Consider the following 15651-nt stretch of genomic DNA (forward strand, 5'->3'; position numbering starts at 1 on the left):
CGGAAGAAACCCTTCCGGTCGGCTTCGGGTCATACTCCTGGCCCTGCTCCTGGCTCCTGGGCCTACTCCTGGCCTGCTCCCGGCTCCTGGCCCTACTCCTTGCCCTGCTCCTCGGCATTCGCCTCCAGGCAGGCCAGCTCCATCGCGTCCAGCACCGCCTCGTGACTGCGCCCGCTGAGCTCCGCGACGTTCTCGATCTGCGCCGTCGCCCAAGCGGCGAGGGTCATCACCAGGACCCGCAGCCCGTCCGTGCCGTGCTCGGCGAGGATCGCGTCGGCGACGAGCATGGCGTCCTCGGGGACCTGCTCCGGGGGCTCCAGCCCGGCCAGGCCTCGGAGCATCGCCAGGGTCCGGCGGGAGACCTCCGGGGTCAACCTCGCCAGCCGCATGTCTTCTTCCTCGTCCATCCGCCCCACCCTCCGGTGCCGTGCCCAACCCCCCAGGGCACGGTAGAGGGGCGCGGCCCGCCGCGGGGTGCTTTCGGGGCGGGCGGGCTCGCGTAAACGGGTGGCATACGAGGGACCCGGTTGACAGGATCCGGACATGAGCGAACGAAACGCACCCAAGACCGGGCATTGACGGGCGCCGCGCGCGGTCCCGCGCTGTACGAGCACGCCCTGCGACTGCTGCCCGGCGAGCCGCCCGCGCCGCCGGGGGCGAACCCGTGCGGTGACGTCTTCGCGGAGCACCCGATGCCGGACGAGGCGGACCAGCCGCCGAGGATCCGCTCGACCCGGCAGTCCCGGCGGGAGGCGGCCGAAGCCCTCGGCGCGGCCCTCCGGGAGGCGTTCGCGGGATTGCCGGCCGGGACCGCGTCCGACCCGCTCACGGACGTCGAGGCGGCCACCCGCCGGCTGGAGGTCCCGCTGAAGCGGCTCGCGCGGCGGGACTGCCGGATCGCCTCCGCCCTGGAGGCCGCTGCGCCGGGCGGGGACGACCACCGCCGGCTGGCCCTGCACCTCGTACGGCACGGCACGGACCGCCGGCTGGTGTCGACCGGGCTGGCACTCCTGGCCCGGCTGGGCGGACCCGCGCCCGGCGCGGAGAGCGAGGCGGTCCGGGTCGTGGGGCTGCTGCCGTGCTTCACGGACGACGCGCTCAGGCTCCTGGCCGAACCCGGCTCCCTGCTGTGGCTCCTCCGGCGGATACCGGGCCACCGCAGCGGGGTGCTCACCGCCCTGTGCGCGCGGGCCGCCGAACCGGCCGTACACGAGTGGCTGCTCACCACCCCGGTCGACACCGGACGCACCTCGCCCTTCGAAGCCCGCGTCCTCGCCGAGGCGTTGGGCCGGCAGGCGCTGCTCTCCTGCGCCGCCGGGGCGCCGGCCCAGGCGGTCCGCCTGCTCGCGCTGATGTCCCGCAAGGCCGACGGGGAGTCCGAGATCCACAACTACGCGCCCGCCCGGGAGCTGTACGCGGCCGTCGCCGCCCGCCTCGGGGCGCTGCCGAGCGACCTGGACACGTACGCCTGCCTGCGCACCCTGTTCCTGGACCTGCACGGCGGCCAGGGCGCCCTGCTCGACTGGGCGCCCGGCGTACGGGAACGACTGCTCGCCGCGCTCAGGTCCGCACTGGCCGGCACCCCGCCGGAAGCCGGCCCCGGGGACCGTCCGGACACCGGGCAGCAGGAGCGCGCCGCCTGGGCCCGGCAGCCGCTGCCGGCGCCGCTGCCCGCGCCGCTGTCCGCGCCGCGTGGACCGTTGCCCGCCCCGCTCACCGCACCACCGCCCGCGCGGCTCGGCGTGCCGCCGGACCCCGGGGCCTTGAGCCGCCTGGACATCCAGGTCACCGGCCTCGACCCGGTCGCGGGGGGCGGGGTCGAGGCCCGGCTGTTCGTGGACGGGGTTCCGCTGGTCCCGGCCGTCTTCGCGGCCGGTTCGGCATCCGGCCCCGAGCGGCTGCTGGGGTCCGGGACGCTGCGCGCCGCCGCCGAGCCGCACGAGGCCGAACTGGCCGAGTCCCGCTGCGGCGAGGGCTGTTGCGGCGCCCTGTACGTCACCATCGTCCGCGAGGGCCGCACCGTCGTGTGGCGCGACTGGCGCCGCTCCCGCGCACCGGGCGCCCCGCCGCTGCTACCGGCGCCGCCCGAGTGCCGCTTCGAAGCCGCCGCCTACGACGCCGAACTCGCCCGCGCCGAACGGCTTCCCCTGTCGGCAACCCGCCGGTAACTTGACCGCGGCACCGTCCGGCCCGGGGCGGCCCGATGTGGCGGGAGCGATATGAACAGCCTTCTACGGACGGCCCGTTACGCGGCCGTGAGCGTGCTCCTGCTCGCGAGCACCGCCGCACCCGCGCTCGCCGCACCGGCCGCGCTCGCCACACCGGCCCCACCGGCCGTGCTCGCCACGCCTGCCGCACCGGCGGCCGCCGCGGGGCCGGCCGAGGCGCAGACGTGGTCCCCGCCGCTCTCCACGCGGGGCCGCTACATCGTCGACGCCCAGGGCAACCGCTTCCGCCTGCGCTCGGGGAACTGGGACGGCGCCCAGGGCTCCTGGAGCGGCTCGGGCGACCGCACCGACCCCGCCACCCACCACAGCGGCCAGGACTCCCACGGCATCCCGCTCGGCCTGGACCGGGTCCCGCTGCCCACCCTGCTGGCCGACTTCCGCGCGCTCGGCCTCAACAGCATCCGGCTGCCCTTCTCCAACGAGATGCTCCGCGCCACCACCCCCGTCCCCGACGCGGCCGTCACCGCGAACCCGGCCCTGCGCGGCCGGACCCCGCTCCAGGTGTACGACGCCGTGGTCGGCGCCCTCACCGAAGCCGGCTTCGCCGTCATCCTCAACAACCACACCGTGACCACCCGTTGGTGCTGCGGCCTCGACGGCAACGAACGCTGGAACAGCGGCCGCTCCACCGCACAGTGGGCCGACGACTGGGTGTTCCTCGCCCGCCGCTACCGGGACAACCCGCGGGTGGTGGGCGCCGACCTCTACAACGAGGTCCGCCGGGACACCTTCGACGACCCCAACTGGGGACTGGGCGACGGCCACGACTGGCACGCGGCCGCCCAGGAGGCCGCCGACCGCATCCTGACCGAGGCCAACCCGAACCTCCTCATCGTGATCGAGGGCATCAACTGGACCGGCATCCCGGTCGACGGGCTCCCGCACGGCCGCCCGACCCTCACACCGGTCCGTACGCTCTCCCACACCCTCGCCGTGTCCGGCAAGCTGGTCTACTCGGCCCACTTCTACGGGTACACCGGCCCCCACCACAGCGGAGCCACCGGGATCGGGGAGACCCACGACGCCCGCTACCAGGACATGACCCGCACCGAGCTCGAACAGACCCTGTACGACCAGGCCTTCTTCGTGTCCGCCGAAACCGGTACGCACTTCACCGCGCCCGTCTGGATCAGTGAGTTCGGCATCGGTGCCGACGAGACGGGTCCGGCTCCGCGCGCCTGGTTCACCCATCTCACCGCCTACCTGACCGGAGCCGACGCCGACTTCGCGTACTGGCCGCTGGTCGGCTGGAGCACCACCGCGCAGGGCGCCCCGGGCGGCGACAGCTGGGCGGTGCTCCGCTACGACAACACCGGCCGCCGCAGCGGCGTGCTCGACCCGGCCGACTGGCGCACGGGACCCTGGGCCGGGCTCGCCGGCACCCCGGGGCGCACGGGGCCGGTCCCCGCCACCCCCGCCTGGTACCAGCTCACCACCGATCACCGGGACCACAACGCCTCCCTGATCACCCGGGCCGGCGGCGACTGGGACAGCGGCGCCCGCAAGGCGGTCTGCCCCGACGGCGCACGGCTGGCCGGCCTCAGCCACACGGGCGGGCGCGGCCTGTGCGCGACGTCGGGCCTGCGCGCTCCGACGGGCGGGCACACCGTGGTCCAGGACGAGCGGTACGTCCCGGCGGGCGGGGACTGGGCCTCCGGCTACACGAAGCTCCAGTGCCCCGAGGGCCGTTTCCTGATCGGCTACAGCCTGCGCGGGGCCCGTGTCTCGGCGGCCCTGTGCGCCCCGGCCGGCACGGCCCTCCCGGCGGGAGCCGGGCGCACGCTCTGGTTCGACCGTGGCGACAACCGTCCGCCGGCCGCCCCCGGGGGCGACTACGCCTCCGGCCACTACAAGGGCCAGTGCCTGCCCACCGAGTACGCGGCCGGCATCGCCTTCACCACCCGCGCGGCCGCCCGCCAGGGACCGGCGGCCCTCCTCTGCCGCCCCCTGCCCGGATCCCCTTAGGCCCGGCGCAACCAGCCGTCCCGCCGACCGGCCCGAGCGCGACCGACCGACCGGTCGGCGAGGGCGCGGACCGGCTAGTTTCCCCAGGCGCCCGAGGGGCTCGGTTCCGCGTCCGGGAACCAGCGGGGGAGGGCGTCCAGCAGCCACGGGTCGGCGGTGCGGACGTCCCAGCTCGTGCTGTCGAACTCCTGGAGTTCCACCACGAGGCGCCCGTCCGTGTCGTACCCGTCGAAGTCGGCGTCGATCAGCTGTCGCTCCGGGGCCAGCAGGGCGAGCAGCCGCAGGGTTCCGACGCGGGTCCGGGCCGTCGTGTCCTCCAGCTCCGGGTGGATGCCGGGCTCATGGATCCGTACCTGCCAGGTCAGCTCCAGTCCGAAACTCCCCAGCCGCACCAGCATCTCCGCCGCCGTGACGTAGTGCGGCGGCGGGCCGGGGCGCCAGGCCGCGAAGGTCAGGGAGCGGACGGCCGTCATCCGGCGCCCACGCGTGCGTACTTCATGATTCCCCCCGGGAGTCGGTCGTACCGGTCATCCGCTGCCGACGTTAGCAACCGGCACTGACAACGCCTCCGCGCAGCGGTTCGGCGGCCTCCGGGTGCCGGCCCCCGGTCCAATTTCGCATCCAATACGTCAAGTGTGATGAACGGCTCGATGAATCGCCCTAGGGTGCGCCAGTACGCACGGCCGAGGACGGCTGTCCGCCTGTTTTCGGCCACTCCGCACACCGCACACCGAACTGGGGGGTTCATGCGCAGATCCAGAGGGCTGGCGACCGCTCTCGCCCTGTCCCTGGCCGGCACCGGCACGGCCGTCGGCCTCGGCCTCGTCCCGCAGGCGGCGGCCGTCACCCCGCCCGTGGCCTTCACCGCCGACGCGCTGCCGACCTGGCAGCCCAACGGCGTCGTCTGGGCCCTCGCCGAGGCGGGCGGCCAGGTCTTCGTCGGAGGCACCTTCTCGGCCGTCCGCCCGCCCGCGGGCGGAGGCGGCGCCGAGCGGCCGGCGGTCAACTTCGTGGCGCTCGACGCCGCTACCGGCGCCCCGACCTCCTGCGAGCTGGAGTTCACCGTGGGCGGCGGCACCGCCACCGTCCGGGCCCTCACCCTCTCGCCGGACAAGAAGACCCTCTACGCGGGCGGCTACTTCGGCGCGGTCAACGGCACCCCGGTGTCCAGCCTCGCCGCCATCGACGTGGCGACCTGCACCGTCAAGACCTCCTTCAGGCCGGCCTTCGCGGCGACCGTCCGGGCCCTCGCCGTCACCGGCGACACCGTCTACGCGGGCGGCGACTTCCTCACCGTCGCCGGCCAGCCGCGCCAGCGGTTCGCCGCCGTCGCCACGGCCGACGGCGCGCTCAGGCCCTTCACCGCGAACGCCGACGAGCCGGGCCGCGCCATCGAGGTCACCCCGGACGGCGGCAGTGTCGTACTCGGCGGGGACTTCTTCACCGTCAACGGTACGAACACCCACGCCCTGGCCGTCGTGAACGCGACGAGCGGCGCGCTCACCAAGTCCTACCCCGGCTTCATCGAGACCAACTCGGTGGTCAAGGACATCGCCACCGACGCCACCGGCTTCTACACCGCCAACGAGGGCACGGGCGGCGGGGTCTTCGACGGCCGCATCGCCCTCGACCTCGGCGACCTGAACCAGCGCTGGCGCGACACCTGCCTCGGCGCCACCCAGGCCGTACTGCCGTACCGGGACGTCCTGTACAGCGCCTCGCACGCGCACGACTGCTCCAGCGTCGGGGAGTTCCCCGACGGCCAGCGCCACCACCTCCTCGCCCAGCCGACGGCGGGCACCGGCAAGCTGGGCTGGGCCCCCGACACCAACGACGGCATCGGCGAGGGCATCGGCCCGCGCGTGATGACGGTCGGCTCCAAGGCCGGGACCCCGTACCTGTGGGTCGGAGGCGAGTTCACCACCGTCAACGGCGGCGCGCAGCAGAGCCTGACCCGGTTCTCCTCCACCGGGGACACGGGGGCGCCCACGGTCCCCGTGGCGAGCGCCGTCAGCTTCAGGCCGGGTGAGGTGCAGGTGCGCTGGCGTACCAGCCTCGACCTCGACGACAGCGCGCTCACCTACCGGATCCACCGCAACGGCTCGGCCACCCCGATCGCCACGGTCACCGCGGACTCGCTGTTCTTCAAGCGCCCGCAGGCCTCCTGGACGGACACCACCGCCGTGCCCGGCCAGTCGTACACGTACCGGGTGACGGCGAGCGACGCGGCCGGCAACACCAGCGCCCTGTCGCCGGCCGCGGCCGTGACGGTGCCGGCCTCCGTGGACGCGTACCCGAACGCGGTCCGCACCGACGGCGCCCAGCAGTACTGGCGCTACGACGAGTCGGCCCTGCCGTTCGTCGCCGACTCCTCGGGCAGCGGCAACCAGAGCGGCGTGCACCTGAACGCCCCCGCCCTGCGCCAGACGCCCGGCGCGGTCACCGGCGCGAGCACGGCCATCGGCTTCAACGGAACGAACAGCCAGGTCTACGGCGACAAGCGGCAGAACATCGGCAGCAGCTACACGATCGAAACCTGGTTCAGGACCAGCACCACCCGCGGCGGCAAGCTCATCGGCTTCGGGAACAACCAGGAACGCGGCAGCAGTCAGTACGACAAGCACATCTACATGACCAATGACGGCCGGCTCGTCTACGGCGTGTACACCGGATCCGCCCGCACCATCACCACCGGCGGCGCCGACCGCTACAACGACAACCAGTGGCACCACGTCGTCGCCACCCAGGGCCCCGGCGGCATGACCCTGTACGTGGACGGAGCCCAGAAGGGCACCCTCAACGTCACCACCCACGAGAACTTCGCCGGCTTCTGGCACGCCGGCGGAGACAGCCTCGGCGGCTGGCCGGAACGCCCGACGAGCGAGTACTGGGCGGGCCAGCTCGACGAGACCGCCGTCTACCCGAACGTACTGAGCGCGGCGCAGGTGCAGAACCACCACGCCCTCGCCTCCGCCCCCGCCGACTCGGTCGTCCGGGTCACGGCCGCCGAGGACACCTACTCCAACGCGGGCGCCCCCGACGGCAACTACGGCACCTCGGGCTCCCTGGCCGTCCGGGGAACCTCCTTCTACGCGAGCTACCTGCGCTTCGACCTGCCCGCCGCACCGGCGGGCACGGTCCTCAAGTCGGCCACGCTCAGCGTGAAGACCAGCACCATGAGCGGCGCCGGTACGGCGGACACCGTCTCGGTGGTCCCGGTCTCCGGCGCGTGGACCGAGGGCGGCACCACGTACAACAACCGCCCGGGCCTGGGCGGTCCCGCCCTCGGCAGCTTCCCCGGGGTCCCCGACGGTTCGGCGGTCCACACCGCAGGGCTGTCCACGGCGACCGTCGCCGGCGCGCTGGGCAGCCCGTACGGCCTGGCGCTGACCAGCTCCGGGACGGACGCGCTGTGGCTGTGGTCCTCGGAGGCCGCGGCCAACGAAGGGACGCCGCAGCTGACGCTGACCTTCGGCGCCCCGTAACCGGGGACGCGGGCGAACGGGGGCGCGGGCCGATCCGGTCCGCGCCCCTTCGCGTGCGCGGTGCGCGCCCGATCGAGGCCCCGCCCCCGGTGTACACGGGCCCACTGCCGAACGGCTGCCTCCACCGCTAGGGTCCCCGGTGTCCGGCACCATCCACTGGGTCCAGGGGGGAACCACCAGATGGCACGCTTCCGCATGCCCGGCTTACCGGCACCGCTGTCCCGGCTCGTCCTCGCGCTCTGCGCGAGCACGGCCCTCGTGCTGGCCGGCACGGGCACCGCGCACGCCGCGCAGACCGTCGAGATCCCGGCGGCCACCCCGGGCGGGATCTCCGCCTCGGCGACCTTCCACGGGGCCGTGGTGCCCCAGCCGTACCACCCCGATCCGACCGCGATCTCGGGTCCGCGGCAGTGCCTGCTGAAGTACCACGAATACGAGGCGACGCCCGGCTGCGGGGGCTTCAGGCTGAGCGTCGTGCTGCACGGCGTCCGCGACAGCCCCGGCTTCCGGGCCGGCCTGTGGAGCACCGACTACTGGTTCCAGGCCAAGGCCGACACCGCGCGCACCTTCCGCTGCACCGGACCGGACGGCCGCTCCGACCGCGGGAACGACGTGGTCGTGCGGACCGAGCAGACGGCCCTGGACCGCGGCTACTTCTATGCCGAGGCCAACTACATCATCTCCAGGCACCAGCACGAACAAGGGGACTTCGGCCCCGAGTTCTACCTGAACTTCGCCCCGCAGACCGTGAACTGCCCGGCCGGTACGACGCCTTCGCAGTACGGCCTCAAGGTCACCAACCTGAAGATCTCCATCAACGACGCCAACGTCTTCGGCGCGACGACCTGGGCCCACCCGGGTCCGTTCTACGGCTGACCCGCCGGCCGGTCCGGGCCGGGGCGCCACCACCCCGGCCCGGACCGGTCCCCGGCGAGATCCCGAGGAGACCGGCTAGCCCAGGTCGTACGTGAACGCGTACGCGACGGACTCTTCGCCCTGCCGGGCCGTGAAGGTGCCGGAACCCGTGAGGCCCGTCAGGCCGCCGGTGGCGCTGCCGGGGGTCACCTCGAACGCGCAGTGCGTGGTGCCGTCGGCATCGAAGCTGCCGCGCTCCTCCAGGACGAACGTCCCCGTGTGGTCGCCCACGCGGCCCGACACCAGTTCCATCCCGACGAAGGTGCCGGTGTTCGCCGATGCGTACGCGATCGTGATGTCGCACTCCGTCTCCGCGGCCTCGATGCCCCCGGCGAACGCGTTCGTGACCCGGGCGCGGGCGAGGCGCGGGGTGGCGTCGGCCGCGCCGACCGGGGACTCCTCCCAGTTGGCGTAAGTGAAGGTACCGCTCGTGGACGTGGGCATGTCGGTGCTCCTGGCTCTCCGCCGCCGGGCAGGACCTCCGCCCGGCGCCCTACCAGCCTCGACGCCATACCTGACATCTACCGTCAGGTATGGCGCACGATGGCACCATGCGCGCCGACCGCCTCCTCTCCCTCCTGCTCCTGCTCCAGAACCGCGGCCGGATGACCGCGCCCGACCTCGCCGCAGAACTGGAGGTGTCCGTCCGCACCGTCTACCGGGACATCGAGGCCCTCAGCGCCTCAGGGGTCCCCGTCCACGCCGACCGCGGACCCGCCGGCGGATACCGGCTGATGGACGGCTACCGCACCCGGCTCACCGGGCTCACCGACGCCCAGGCCGGCTCCCTCTTCCTCGCCGGAGCCCCCGGCCCCGCCCGGGAACTCGGCCTCGGCGCCGACCTCGCCGCCGCCCAGCTCAAACTCCAGGCCGCGCTGCCCGCCGAACTCGCCGCCCGCGCCCAGCGGATCCGGGCCCGCTTCCACCTCGACGCCCCGGCCTGGTTCCGTGACGCCGACCCCGTGCCGTACCTCGCGCGGATCGCGCAGGCGGTGTGGGAACAGAAGGCCCTGCGCGCCCACTACCGCCGCTGGGGCGGAGACGTGCACCGCGAGCTGCATCCGCTGGGCCTCGTCCTCAAGGGCGGCATCTGGTACCTCGTCGCACGGGCCGGGGAAGCCGTGCGGACCTACCGCGTGGGCCGGTTCCTGGCCGTGGACACCCTCGCGGAGGGCTTCGAACGCCCCGAGGACTTCGAACTCGCGGCCTACTGGACGGAGTCCTCCCGCCGCCTGGAGACGGCGCTGCAGAACCAGACCGCCGACATCAGGATCTCGCCGCGCGGCCGGAAACTGCTGCCCATGCAGTTCGGGGCGGCCGGGACGCAGGCCCTCGCGGACGCCGAGGCGACGGGGGAGACCGCCGACGCGGACGGCTGGCTGCGGGTGCGCCTCCCCGTCGAGACGAGCGCCGTCGCCGTCGGCGACCTGCTCCGCCTCGGCGTGGAGGCTGAGGTGCTCGGCCCGCCGGAACTCCGCCGGGCCCTCGCCGAGACGGCGGCCGCGCTCGCGGATGTCTACGGGCGACCCCGGCCGTAGCGCACCCGGAGCGCGCCGGGCCGGATCAGCGGCGCCTTCGACCCGCCGGCCGACCGGAACCCGACGGGATCAGCGGGGCGGCTCCACCTCCAGGAAGCGCCGCCGGCGCGGTCCCCGGTACAGCAGGCAGACCCAGCCCAGCCGTTCCAGCACCGCGGCGCACTCCGTCAGCCGCTGCTGCTCCTCCTCGGCCGCACCGCCGCCCGGCGGGCCGAGCCAGGACACCTCCACCTTCCCCGGCTCGGCCGCGCCGGCCACCCGGTAGCCCGTGTGCGTCCGGCGGCCCCGCGCGTCCACCGCCGACGGTGTGATGCCCGCCGCCTCCAGGGCCAGGGCCACCGCCCGGGGCATCAGCCGCAGCTCCCAGGGCGCGGGAACCGTGAGGCCCGCCTCGCCGTTCACTAGACGGCGGATCTGCAACAACCCCTCGTACGCCGTGCGGAGCCGGCCCGCGCGAGCGGCCGCCGCAGCGCCCTCCGCCCCCGCCGCCGGCCCGTCGCCGGTCGCGGCCTCGAAACCCTGCCCGCCGCCGGGTCCTTCCGTCACCGCCCACCACCCCCGTCTGAGTACCTCACGCGCCACGGCCTGAGTATCTGCCCCGATTCCCCGCCGCGCCCCCGCTGGTCGAATGAGGGCATGACTTCCGAAGCCGCGCGCGCCGCGCACCGCCCGCGCATGCAGCACGTCACCACCGCCGGTTCGGCGCTGGCGGTGGCGCTGGTCCCGCTCGTGGTCGGCGTCCTGCTCGCCAAGGCGATGGCCGCCGACCCGTACACCCCGGTCAACGCCCTGATCTCCGGCGGCGGCCAGCGCGCGGGCCTGCCCCGGGCCGAGTGGCGCCGACGCCGGCACGCCACGATGAGCCGGCTCCGCTCCGCCCGCCGGGGCACGGCCCGCACGGCCCAGCGCTGCGCCGAGGCCTGCGGGCGGCGGCTGCCCCAGGGAGAGGCGTCAGGCCAAGGGCACCAGGCCGGGGGACCCCGGCCGTAGGGCGCGCGGGTGCCGTGGGGAGCGCGGGTGCCGTAGCGCGCGGGTCACGGGACCAGCGGCTCCTGGAGTTCCGTCACCCACTCGTCCCGGTTCTCGGGGCACGCAAGGTTCAGCTCGCGCGCGAACCCGGTCGAGCGGTGGCCGTGGGCGTCGATCCAGCGCGCCAGCGCCTGCGCCGTCGGGAGCACACCGTCCATCGAGCCCCGGTGCACGACGGTCGCCGCCCGTTCGACCCCGGGCAGTTCGACGATCCGTACGTCGCCCCCGAGGTCCTCGGCACGGACGGCGGCCGCCACGGGAAGCCCGGCGTGCACCAGCACGGATCCGGGCTCGCCCTCCGCAGCGGCCTCGTAGTAGGCCAGGCCCGGACCGGTCGGAACCACCCCGGCGGCCTCGATGCGGCGGCACAGGTCCTCGTACAAAGGACTGATGACGGGCCCGATGTCCTGCGGGGCGTAGCCGGCGGCGACCCCCGTCAGTTCGGCGAGCCGGACGGCCGGAAGGCTCTTCACGACGATCTCTTCGGTGGGCATGGTTCCCTCGCTCTCGATGATCCGGAGCCTCGCTTCGACCGCGTTGAGCCGGGCCGCCGCGGCGGCCATGGCGGTCTCCACTTCCGCCCGCCGCAGCCGCAGCATGGCGCGCAGTTCCTCCGCGCCCAGCCGCTCGTTCAGGATCGACCCCACCTCTTCCAGGCTGAAGCCGAGATCCTTGAGCGCGATGACACGGTTGAGACGGGCGAGCTGCCCGGCCTCGTAGAAGCGGTAGCCGGTGGCGGGGTCGACACGCGCCGGGCGCAGCAGTCCGAGTGCGTCGTAGTGACGCAGCATGCGGACCGACACCCGGCCGTGCTTCGCGAAGTCTCCGATGGTGAACATGACGCCCTCCAGTGCAGTGCCTGACACAGTGTGAGAGTCAAGCACCACCCGCCCGGGCAGGGATCCGGGCAGGTCAGCGGCCGTACTGGCGCACGCACAGGTCGACGATGGACGGCGGTACGGCCCCCTCTGCGGCCGCGCAGAGCTCGTCGCCGCGCGGGGCCCGGGGGGCGGCCCGGCGCGGAGGGTGGGCCGGTGCGGCCTTCGGTGGCCGTACGTGCCGGGGCGCGGCGGGTTTCGCGGGCCGCTCGGCGTGCGTGCGGGCCGGGCGGTGTGCGGGCGCCTCCTCGGGATCGGCCTCCGGGTCCGGTTCGGGGCCGGGGTCGGCGTCCGGGGGCACGCTCAGCGGCAGGGAGCGGGACAGCGGGAGCGCCGGCGGCCCGGCGGCCGGGTCGGGGGCACCGGGTGCGTCAGGGGCGTCGACGGGCGGTACGGAACCACGTGCCGGGCCCGGAACGGGGGACTCCGGGCCGACCGAGACACAGCCGGCGCTCGCGAGGAGGGCGAGGAGGGAGAGGGGCAGGGCGGCCCGGCGTAACTGCATCGGTCCAGCTTGCCGTACCTCCGGGCGGCCGGGCGCCGCAGGTCACGCGTCCGGGTGACGGCGCTTCGGGGCGGGGCCGCGGGCGGGGGCCTGGGCCGGGGGGCGTGGCGGGGGCGCGGCGCGGAGGCGGCGGGTGCGCGGCCGGGAGGCGCTGCGGACAGGGGGTTCCCGTTGCCGAATCGATTCACCGCGCGGAGGCCGGGAACGCCCCGCGCCGTCGCAGAATGGGCCCGCGGTGCGGAGCACGGGGGAGGCGCGACCCCCGGAGCCCCGCGCGGCCCGCCTGTCCGCCCGACTTCGTACGGAGTGCCACCTGATGACCCCTGCCGCCGCGCCCGGCACCCCCGCGCCGAAACCCGCACCGCACCCGGCCCCGCTCAAGGGCTGGGCCGCCGTGTCCGCCGTGTCCCTCGGGATCTTCTGCCTCATCACCTCCGAACTCCTCCCCGTCGGCCTGCTCACCCCCGTCGGCGCCGCCCTCGGGGTGTCCGAGGGGACCGCCGGCCTGATGGTCACCGCCCCCGGGCTCGTCGCCGGGTTCTGCGCGCCCCTCGTCACCGTGGGCGCCGCCCGGCTCGACCGGCGGATCGTGCTGTGCGTGCTGATCGCCCTGATGGCCGTCGCCAACCTCGGCGCAGCGCTCGCACCGAACTTCACCGTGGTCCTGGCGGCCCGGCTGCTCGTCGGTGTCAGCGTCGGCGGCTTCTGGGCCATAGCCGGCGGCCTCGCCGTCCGCCTGGTTCCCGAGCGCCACGTCGGCCGGGCGACCGCCGTGGTCTTCGGCGGGGTCCCCACCGCCTCGGTGCTCGGAGTGCCCGCCGGAACCCTGCTCGGCGAACTCGGCGGCTGGCGGCACGCCTTCGCGGCGGTCGGCGTGCTCGGGCTCGTCACGCTGGCCGCACTGCTCCTGCTGCTGCCCGCCCTGCCGCCGGCCCGGCACATCACCCTCGCCGAACTGCCCGCCCTGTTGCGCCGCAACCGCGCGGTGCGCGCCGGAGTGATCGTCACCTTCCTGGTGGTGACCGGTCAGTTCGCCGCCTACACCTTCGTGCGGCCGATCCTGCGGGACGTCTCCGGCATCGACGCCGGGCACGTCAGCACCCTGCTCCTCGGCTACGGGGTGGCCGGGGTCGCGGGCAACTTCCTGGCCGGGGCGCGCGATGCGTACCGTACGCTCCTCGCGGTCAGCGGCATCCTGGCCGTGGTCCTGGCGCTCATCGCGCTCCTGCCGGGAGCGGCCGCCGGAACCTCCCTGCTGCTGCTCTGGGGCCTGGCGTACGGCGGGGTCTCCGTCAGCCTGCAGAGCTGGATGATCAAGGCCGCGCCGGAGGCGGCCGAGGCGGCCTCCTCCCTCATGGTGGCCATGTTCAACTTCGCGATCGCGGCGGGCGCCCTCGTCGGCGGGCTCGCGGTGGACAGGGTCTCGGCGCCCGCCGCCCCGCTGACCGGCGCCGCCCTGATGCTGTCGGCCGCCGTCACCGTCGGGGCCACCTCGCTCCGGCGCCGGGGCCCGGGCGCACCGGTCCCGGAGGCCGCCCCCTCGGTGCCCGAAGGAGCGGCCCCGGGCGGTAAGAGGTCCCGAAGTCCTGACAGAGGCTGTTGATCACGGCCCCACGGACCGACCCCCACCGTCTTCGCCGGGATTTCCCAGAGCGTCGAAGTCTCTCGTCCCCAGCTCGACGAACCAGGTCGTGATGGGCATCGTCACGTTGACGTCAAGGGTCCCGCCTTGGTGACCTCCAAGTCCCGAACACAACGGATGACATAGGGCGGATCGGACATCCGGCTTGACCGGGGGCGTCCGCGAGGGAAAGAGTGCGCCGATCAAGAACCACGGCATGAGCCGCATTTCGGAGAGCCCTCACATGTCCATATCCGTTCACACCTCGCCATCCCTTCGCTCCTCGCCCACCCCGGCCACCCGCGGCGGCTCTCCCGTACTCGGCACGCCCGGCGCCCTCGGCGTCGCGCCGCCGGCCCACACGGCCCCCGCGGCTCCCGCCGCGCGGCGGCGCAGGGCCTGACAGGCCGGGAGGGGGCCGGTACCGCACCGCCGCACCGGCCCTCTCCCCTGCCGGGAGGAAACGTGTCCCACCACCCCGACGAGAGCGCTGCCGTGCCCGACGACCGCCTGCTCGTACGCCCGTACGTCGCCCCCTCGGAGCGTCCGTCCCGCTCGACGACCCCTGCCTGGCCGCAGGACGGCGCGCGGCAAGGGCCTGGTTCCGGAACCGGCTCCGGTTCAGCTCCGGTTCCGGGCTGTGCTCTGCATACGGAGGGCCCGGCCCTGGTTCCTCACCCGGCCCGGGGAGCTGCGCATGCTCCGCACGCTTCCGTGACGCCGCCGGCGGTGGCCGGGTCCGGCTCCGCCGAGCGGGTCCGGGGGAGCCGGCTGCCGCTGGCGGTCCTCGCCCTGCTCGCGCTCGTGGCGGCGGGCGGCCTGGTGCTGCTGCTGGGCGGGTCCGACCCCGAGCCCACGCCGGCCGTGTCGCCGCCCGGGCTGTCGGTACCGGTGCTCCCGGCGCGCAGCCCGGACGCGGGCGCCGAGGCGGCAGGGCCCGACGGGTCCGCGCCGCCGACCCCGGCTTCCGGCGCACCCGCCGGTTCCGGTTCGCCGTCCGGTTCGCCCGTCGCCGGAGCGGCTGGGTCTGCGGCGGCCCCGGGACAGGGGGGACGGCCCGCCGCGACCCCGCCGCCGACCGCGCCGCCCGCCACACCGGAGCGGACCGGCACCTCAGGGACCCTGCGCCCGGGGGACCGCGGGCCCGAGGTGCGTGCCCTGCAGGACCGGCTCTTCGGGCAGGGGTTCACGTACGTATCCACGACCGGCGTCTACGACGAGCAGACCCGGCGGGGTGTCGCACAGCTCCAGAGCGACCGCGGCATCAAGGGCGACCCGCAGGGCGTCTACGGCCCGGCCACCCGGGCCGCCTTCGGCTGAGCGGGGATCCCGGCCGCGGTCCGGGGCGGGGCGCCGGTGAGCCGGAGCCGGGCCCGCACCTCTCTTCCCGACCGCTCCGGGCCGGCTCCTCGCAGGGATGGGCGGCCTGCTGTTCTGCGGCATGGTCGTGACGTTCTTCGCCACGAGGGCCGCCCTCAACCGGCGGG

14 protein-coding genes are annotated in these 15651 nt (G+C 74.9%); 8 read left to right on the forward strand and 6 right to left on the reverse strand.

Going from position 1 to position 15651, the window contains the following annotated elements:
* Positions 1-92: 92 nt before the first annotated feature.
* Positions 93-407 (reverse strand): hypothetical protein, encoded by a 315-nt coding sequence (locus ACZ4TG_RS18220; RefSeq protein WP_468163805.1) that lies wholly within the window; start codon positions 405-407, stop codon positions 93-95.
* Positions 408-575: 168 nt separating this feature from the next.
* On the opposite strand from ACZ4TG_RS18220, the gene ACZ4TG_RS18225 reads away from it, so the two are divergent.
* Together ACZ4TG_RS18225 and ACZ4TG_RS18230 are read left to right on the forward strand one after the other, a co-directional pair.
* Positions 576-2168 (forward strand): hypothetical protein, encoded by a 1593-nt coding sequence (locus ACZ4TG_RS18225; protein WP_468163807.1) that lies wholly within the window; start codon positions 576-578, stop codon positions 2166-2168.
* 51 nt (positions 2169-2219) lie between these two features.
* A complete protein-coding gene (locus ACZ4TG_RS18230) occupies positions 2220-4193 on the forward strand; it encodes a glycoside hydrolase family 5 protein (protein WP_468163809.1) in 1974 nt (657 codons plus the stop codon).
* A gap of 74 nt (positions 4194-4267) precedes the next feature.
* Here the strand turns inward: ACZ4TG_RS18230 and ACZ4TG_RS18235 are convergent, their stop codons facing one another.
* Positions 4268-4666 (reverse strand): hypothetical protein, encoded by a 399-nt coding sequence (locus ACZ4TG_RS18235; protein ID WP_468163811.1) that lies wholly within the window; start codon positions 4664-4666, stop codon positions 4268-4270.
* Positions 4667-4939: 273 nt separating this feature from the next.
* Between ACZ4TG_RS18235 and ACZ4TG_RS18240 the strand changes: the two genes are divergently transcribed.
* Positions 4940-7678, forward strand: coding sequence for a DNRLRE domain-containing protein (locus ACZ4TG_RS18240; protein WP_468163813.1), 2739 nt, complete (start codon positions 4940-4942; stop codon positions 7676-7678).
* A 180-nt stretch (positions 7679-7858) separates the two neighbouring features.
* Positions 7859-8554 carry a hypothetical protein gene (locus tag ACZ4TG_RS18245; protein ID WP_468163815.1) on the forward strand — a complete coding sequence of 232 codons (696 nt, stop codon included), beginning with the start codon at positions 7859-7861 and terminating at the stop codon, positions 8552-8554.
* A 75-nt stretch (positions 8555-8629) separates the two neighbouring features.
* On the opposite strand, the gene ACZ4TG_RS18250 is transcribed toward ACZ4TG_RS18245, so the two are convergent.
* Entirely contained in the window at positions 8630-9037 is a 408-nt protein-coding gene (locus ACZ4TG_RS18250; RefSeq protein ID WP_468163817.1) for a DUF3224 domain-containing protein, read from the reverse strand.
* A gap of 107 nt (positions 9038-9144) precedes the next feature.
* Between ACZ4TG_RS18250 and ACZ4TG_RS18255 the strand changes: the two genes are divergently transcribed.
* Positions 9145-10131: a helix-turn-helix transcriptional regulator gene (locus ACZ4TG_RS18255; RefSeq protein WP_468163819.1), complete on the forward strand. Its 987-nt coding sequence runs from the start codon at positions 9145-9147 to the stop codon at positions 10129-10131.
* Between the two features lie 69 nt (positions 10132-10200).
* On the opposite strand, the gene ACZ4TG_RS18260 is transcribed toward ACZ4TG_RS18255, so the two are convergent.
* Positions 10201-10677, reverse strand: a complete 477-nt coding sequence (locus ACZ4TG_RS18260) for a hypothetical protein (protein ID WP_468163821.1) — start codon at positions 10675-10677, stop codon at positions 10201-10203.
* A 90-nt stretch (positions 10678-10767) separates the two neighbouring features.
* Between ACZ4TG_RS18260 and ACZ4TG_RS18265 the strand changes: the two genes are divergently transcribed.
* Positions 10768-11121: a hypothetical protein gene (locus ACZ4TG_RS18265; RefSeq protein WP_468163823.1), complete on the forward strand. Its 354-nt coding sequence runs from the start codon at positions 10768-10770 to the stop codon at positions 11119-11121.
* Between the two features lie 44 nt (positions 11122-11165).
* Here ACZ4TG_RS18265 and ACZ4TG_RS18270 read toward each other — a convergent pair whose 3' ends face one another.
* Both ACZ4TG_RS18270 and ACZ4TG_RS18275 read right to left on the reverse strand, forming a co-directional pair.
* Positions 11166-11999 carry a MerR family transcriptional regulator gene (locus tag ACZ4TG_RS18270; protein ID WP_468164154.1) on the reverse strand — a complete coding sequence of 278 codons (834 nt, stop codon included), beginning with the start codon at positions 11997-11999 and terminating at the stop codon, positions 11166-11168.
* Between the two features lie 73 nt (positions 12000-12072).
* Positions 12073-12543, reverse strand: a complete 471-nt coding sequence (locus ACZ4TG_RS18275; protein WP_468163825.1) for a hypothetical protein — start codon at positions 12541-12543, stop codon at positions 12073-12075.
* A 316-nt stretch (positions 12544-12859) separates the two neighbouring features.
* On the opposite strand from ACZ4TG_RS18275, the gene ACZ4TG_RS18280 reads away from it, so the two are divergent.
* Both ACZ4TG_RS18280 and ACZ4TG_RS18285 read left to right on the forward strand, forming a co-directional pair.
* Positions 12860-14146: an MFS transporter gene (locus ACZ4TG_RS18280; RefSeq protein ID WP_468163828.1), complete on the forward strand. Its 1287-nt coding sequence runs from the start codon at positions 12860-12862 to the stop codon at positions 14144-14146.
* Between the two features lie 732 nt (positions 14147-14878).
* The gene (locus tag ACZ4TG_RS18285) at positions 14879-15484 is read left to right on the forward strand and encodes a peptidoglycan-binding domain-containing protein (RefSeq protein WP_468163831.1); all 606 of its coding nucleotides are present in this window, start codon (positions 14879-14881) and stop codon (positions 15482-15484) included.
* Positions 15485-15651 lie beyond the last annotated feature (167 nt).

This window comes from Streptomyces sp. NPDC028314, assembly GCF_055565795.1.

What these genes read in the sequence shown, in the direction of transcription:
- ACZ4TG_RS18270 (WP_468164154.1), bottom strand. Translation starts at nt 11,999, where the DNA reads ATGTTCACCATCGGAGACTTCGCGAAGCACGGCCGGGTGTCGGTCCGC.
- ACZ4TG_RS18230 (WP_468163809.1), top strand. Translation starts at nt 2,220, where the DNA reads ATGAACAGCCTTCTACGGACGGCCCGTTACGCGGCCGTGAGCGTGCTC.
- ACZ4TG_RS18220 (WP_468163805.1), bottom strand. Translation starts at nt 407, where the DNA reads ATGGACGAGGAAGAAGACATGCGGCTGGCGAGGTTGACCCCGGAGGTC.
- ACZ4TG_RS18240 (WP_468163813.1), top strand. Translation starts at nt 4,940, where the DNA reads ATGCGCAGATCCAGAGGGCTGGCGACCGCTCTCGCCCTGTCCCTGGCC.
- ACZ4TG_RS18265 (WP_468163823.1), top strand. Translation starts at nt 10,768, where the DNA reads ATGACTTCCGAAGCCGCGCGCGCCGCGCACCGCCCGCGCATGCAGCAC.
- ACZ4TG_RS18245 (WP_468163815.1), top strand. Translation starts at nt 7,859, where the DNA reads ATGGCACGCTTCCGCATGCCCGGCTTACCGGCACCGCTGTCCCGGCTC.
- ACZ4TG_RS18235 (WP_468163811.1), bottom strand. Translation starts at nt 4,666, where the DNA reads ATGACGGCCGTCCGCTCCCTGACCTTCGCGGCCTGGCGCCCCGGCCCG.
- ACZ4TG_RS18280 (WP_468163828.1), top strand. Translation starts at nt 12,860, where the DNA reads ATGACCCCTGCCGCCGCGCCCGGCACCCCCGCGCCGAAACCCGCACCG.
- ACZ4TG_RS18275 (WP_468163825.1), bottom strand. Translation starts at nt 12,543, where the DNA reads ATGCAGTTACGCCGGGCCGCCCTGCCCCTCTCCCTCCTCGCCCTCCTC.
- ACZ4TG_RS18250 (WP_468163817.1), bottom strand. Translation starts at nt 9,037, where the DNA reads ATGCCCACGTCCACGAGCGGTACCTTCACTTACGCCAACTGGGAGGAG.
- ACZ4TG_RS18255 (WP_468163819.1), top strand. Translation starts at nt 9,145, where the DNA reads ATGCGCGCCGACCGCCTCCTCTCCCTCCTGCTCCTGCTCCAGAACCGC.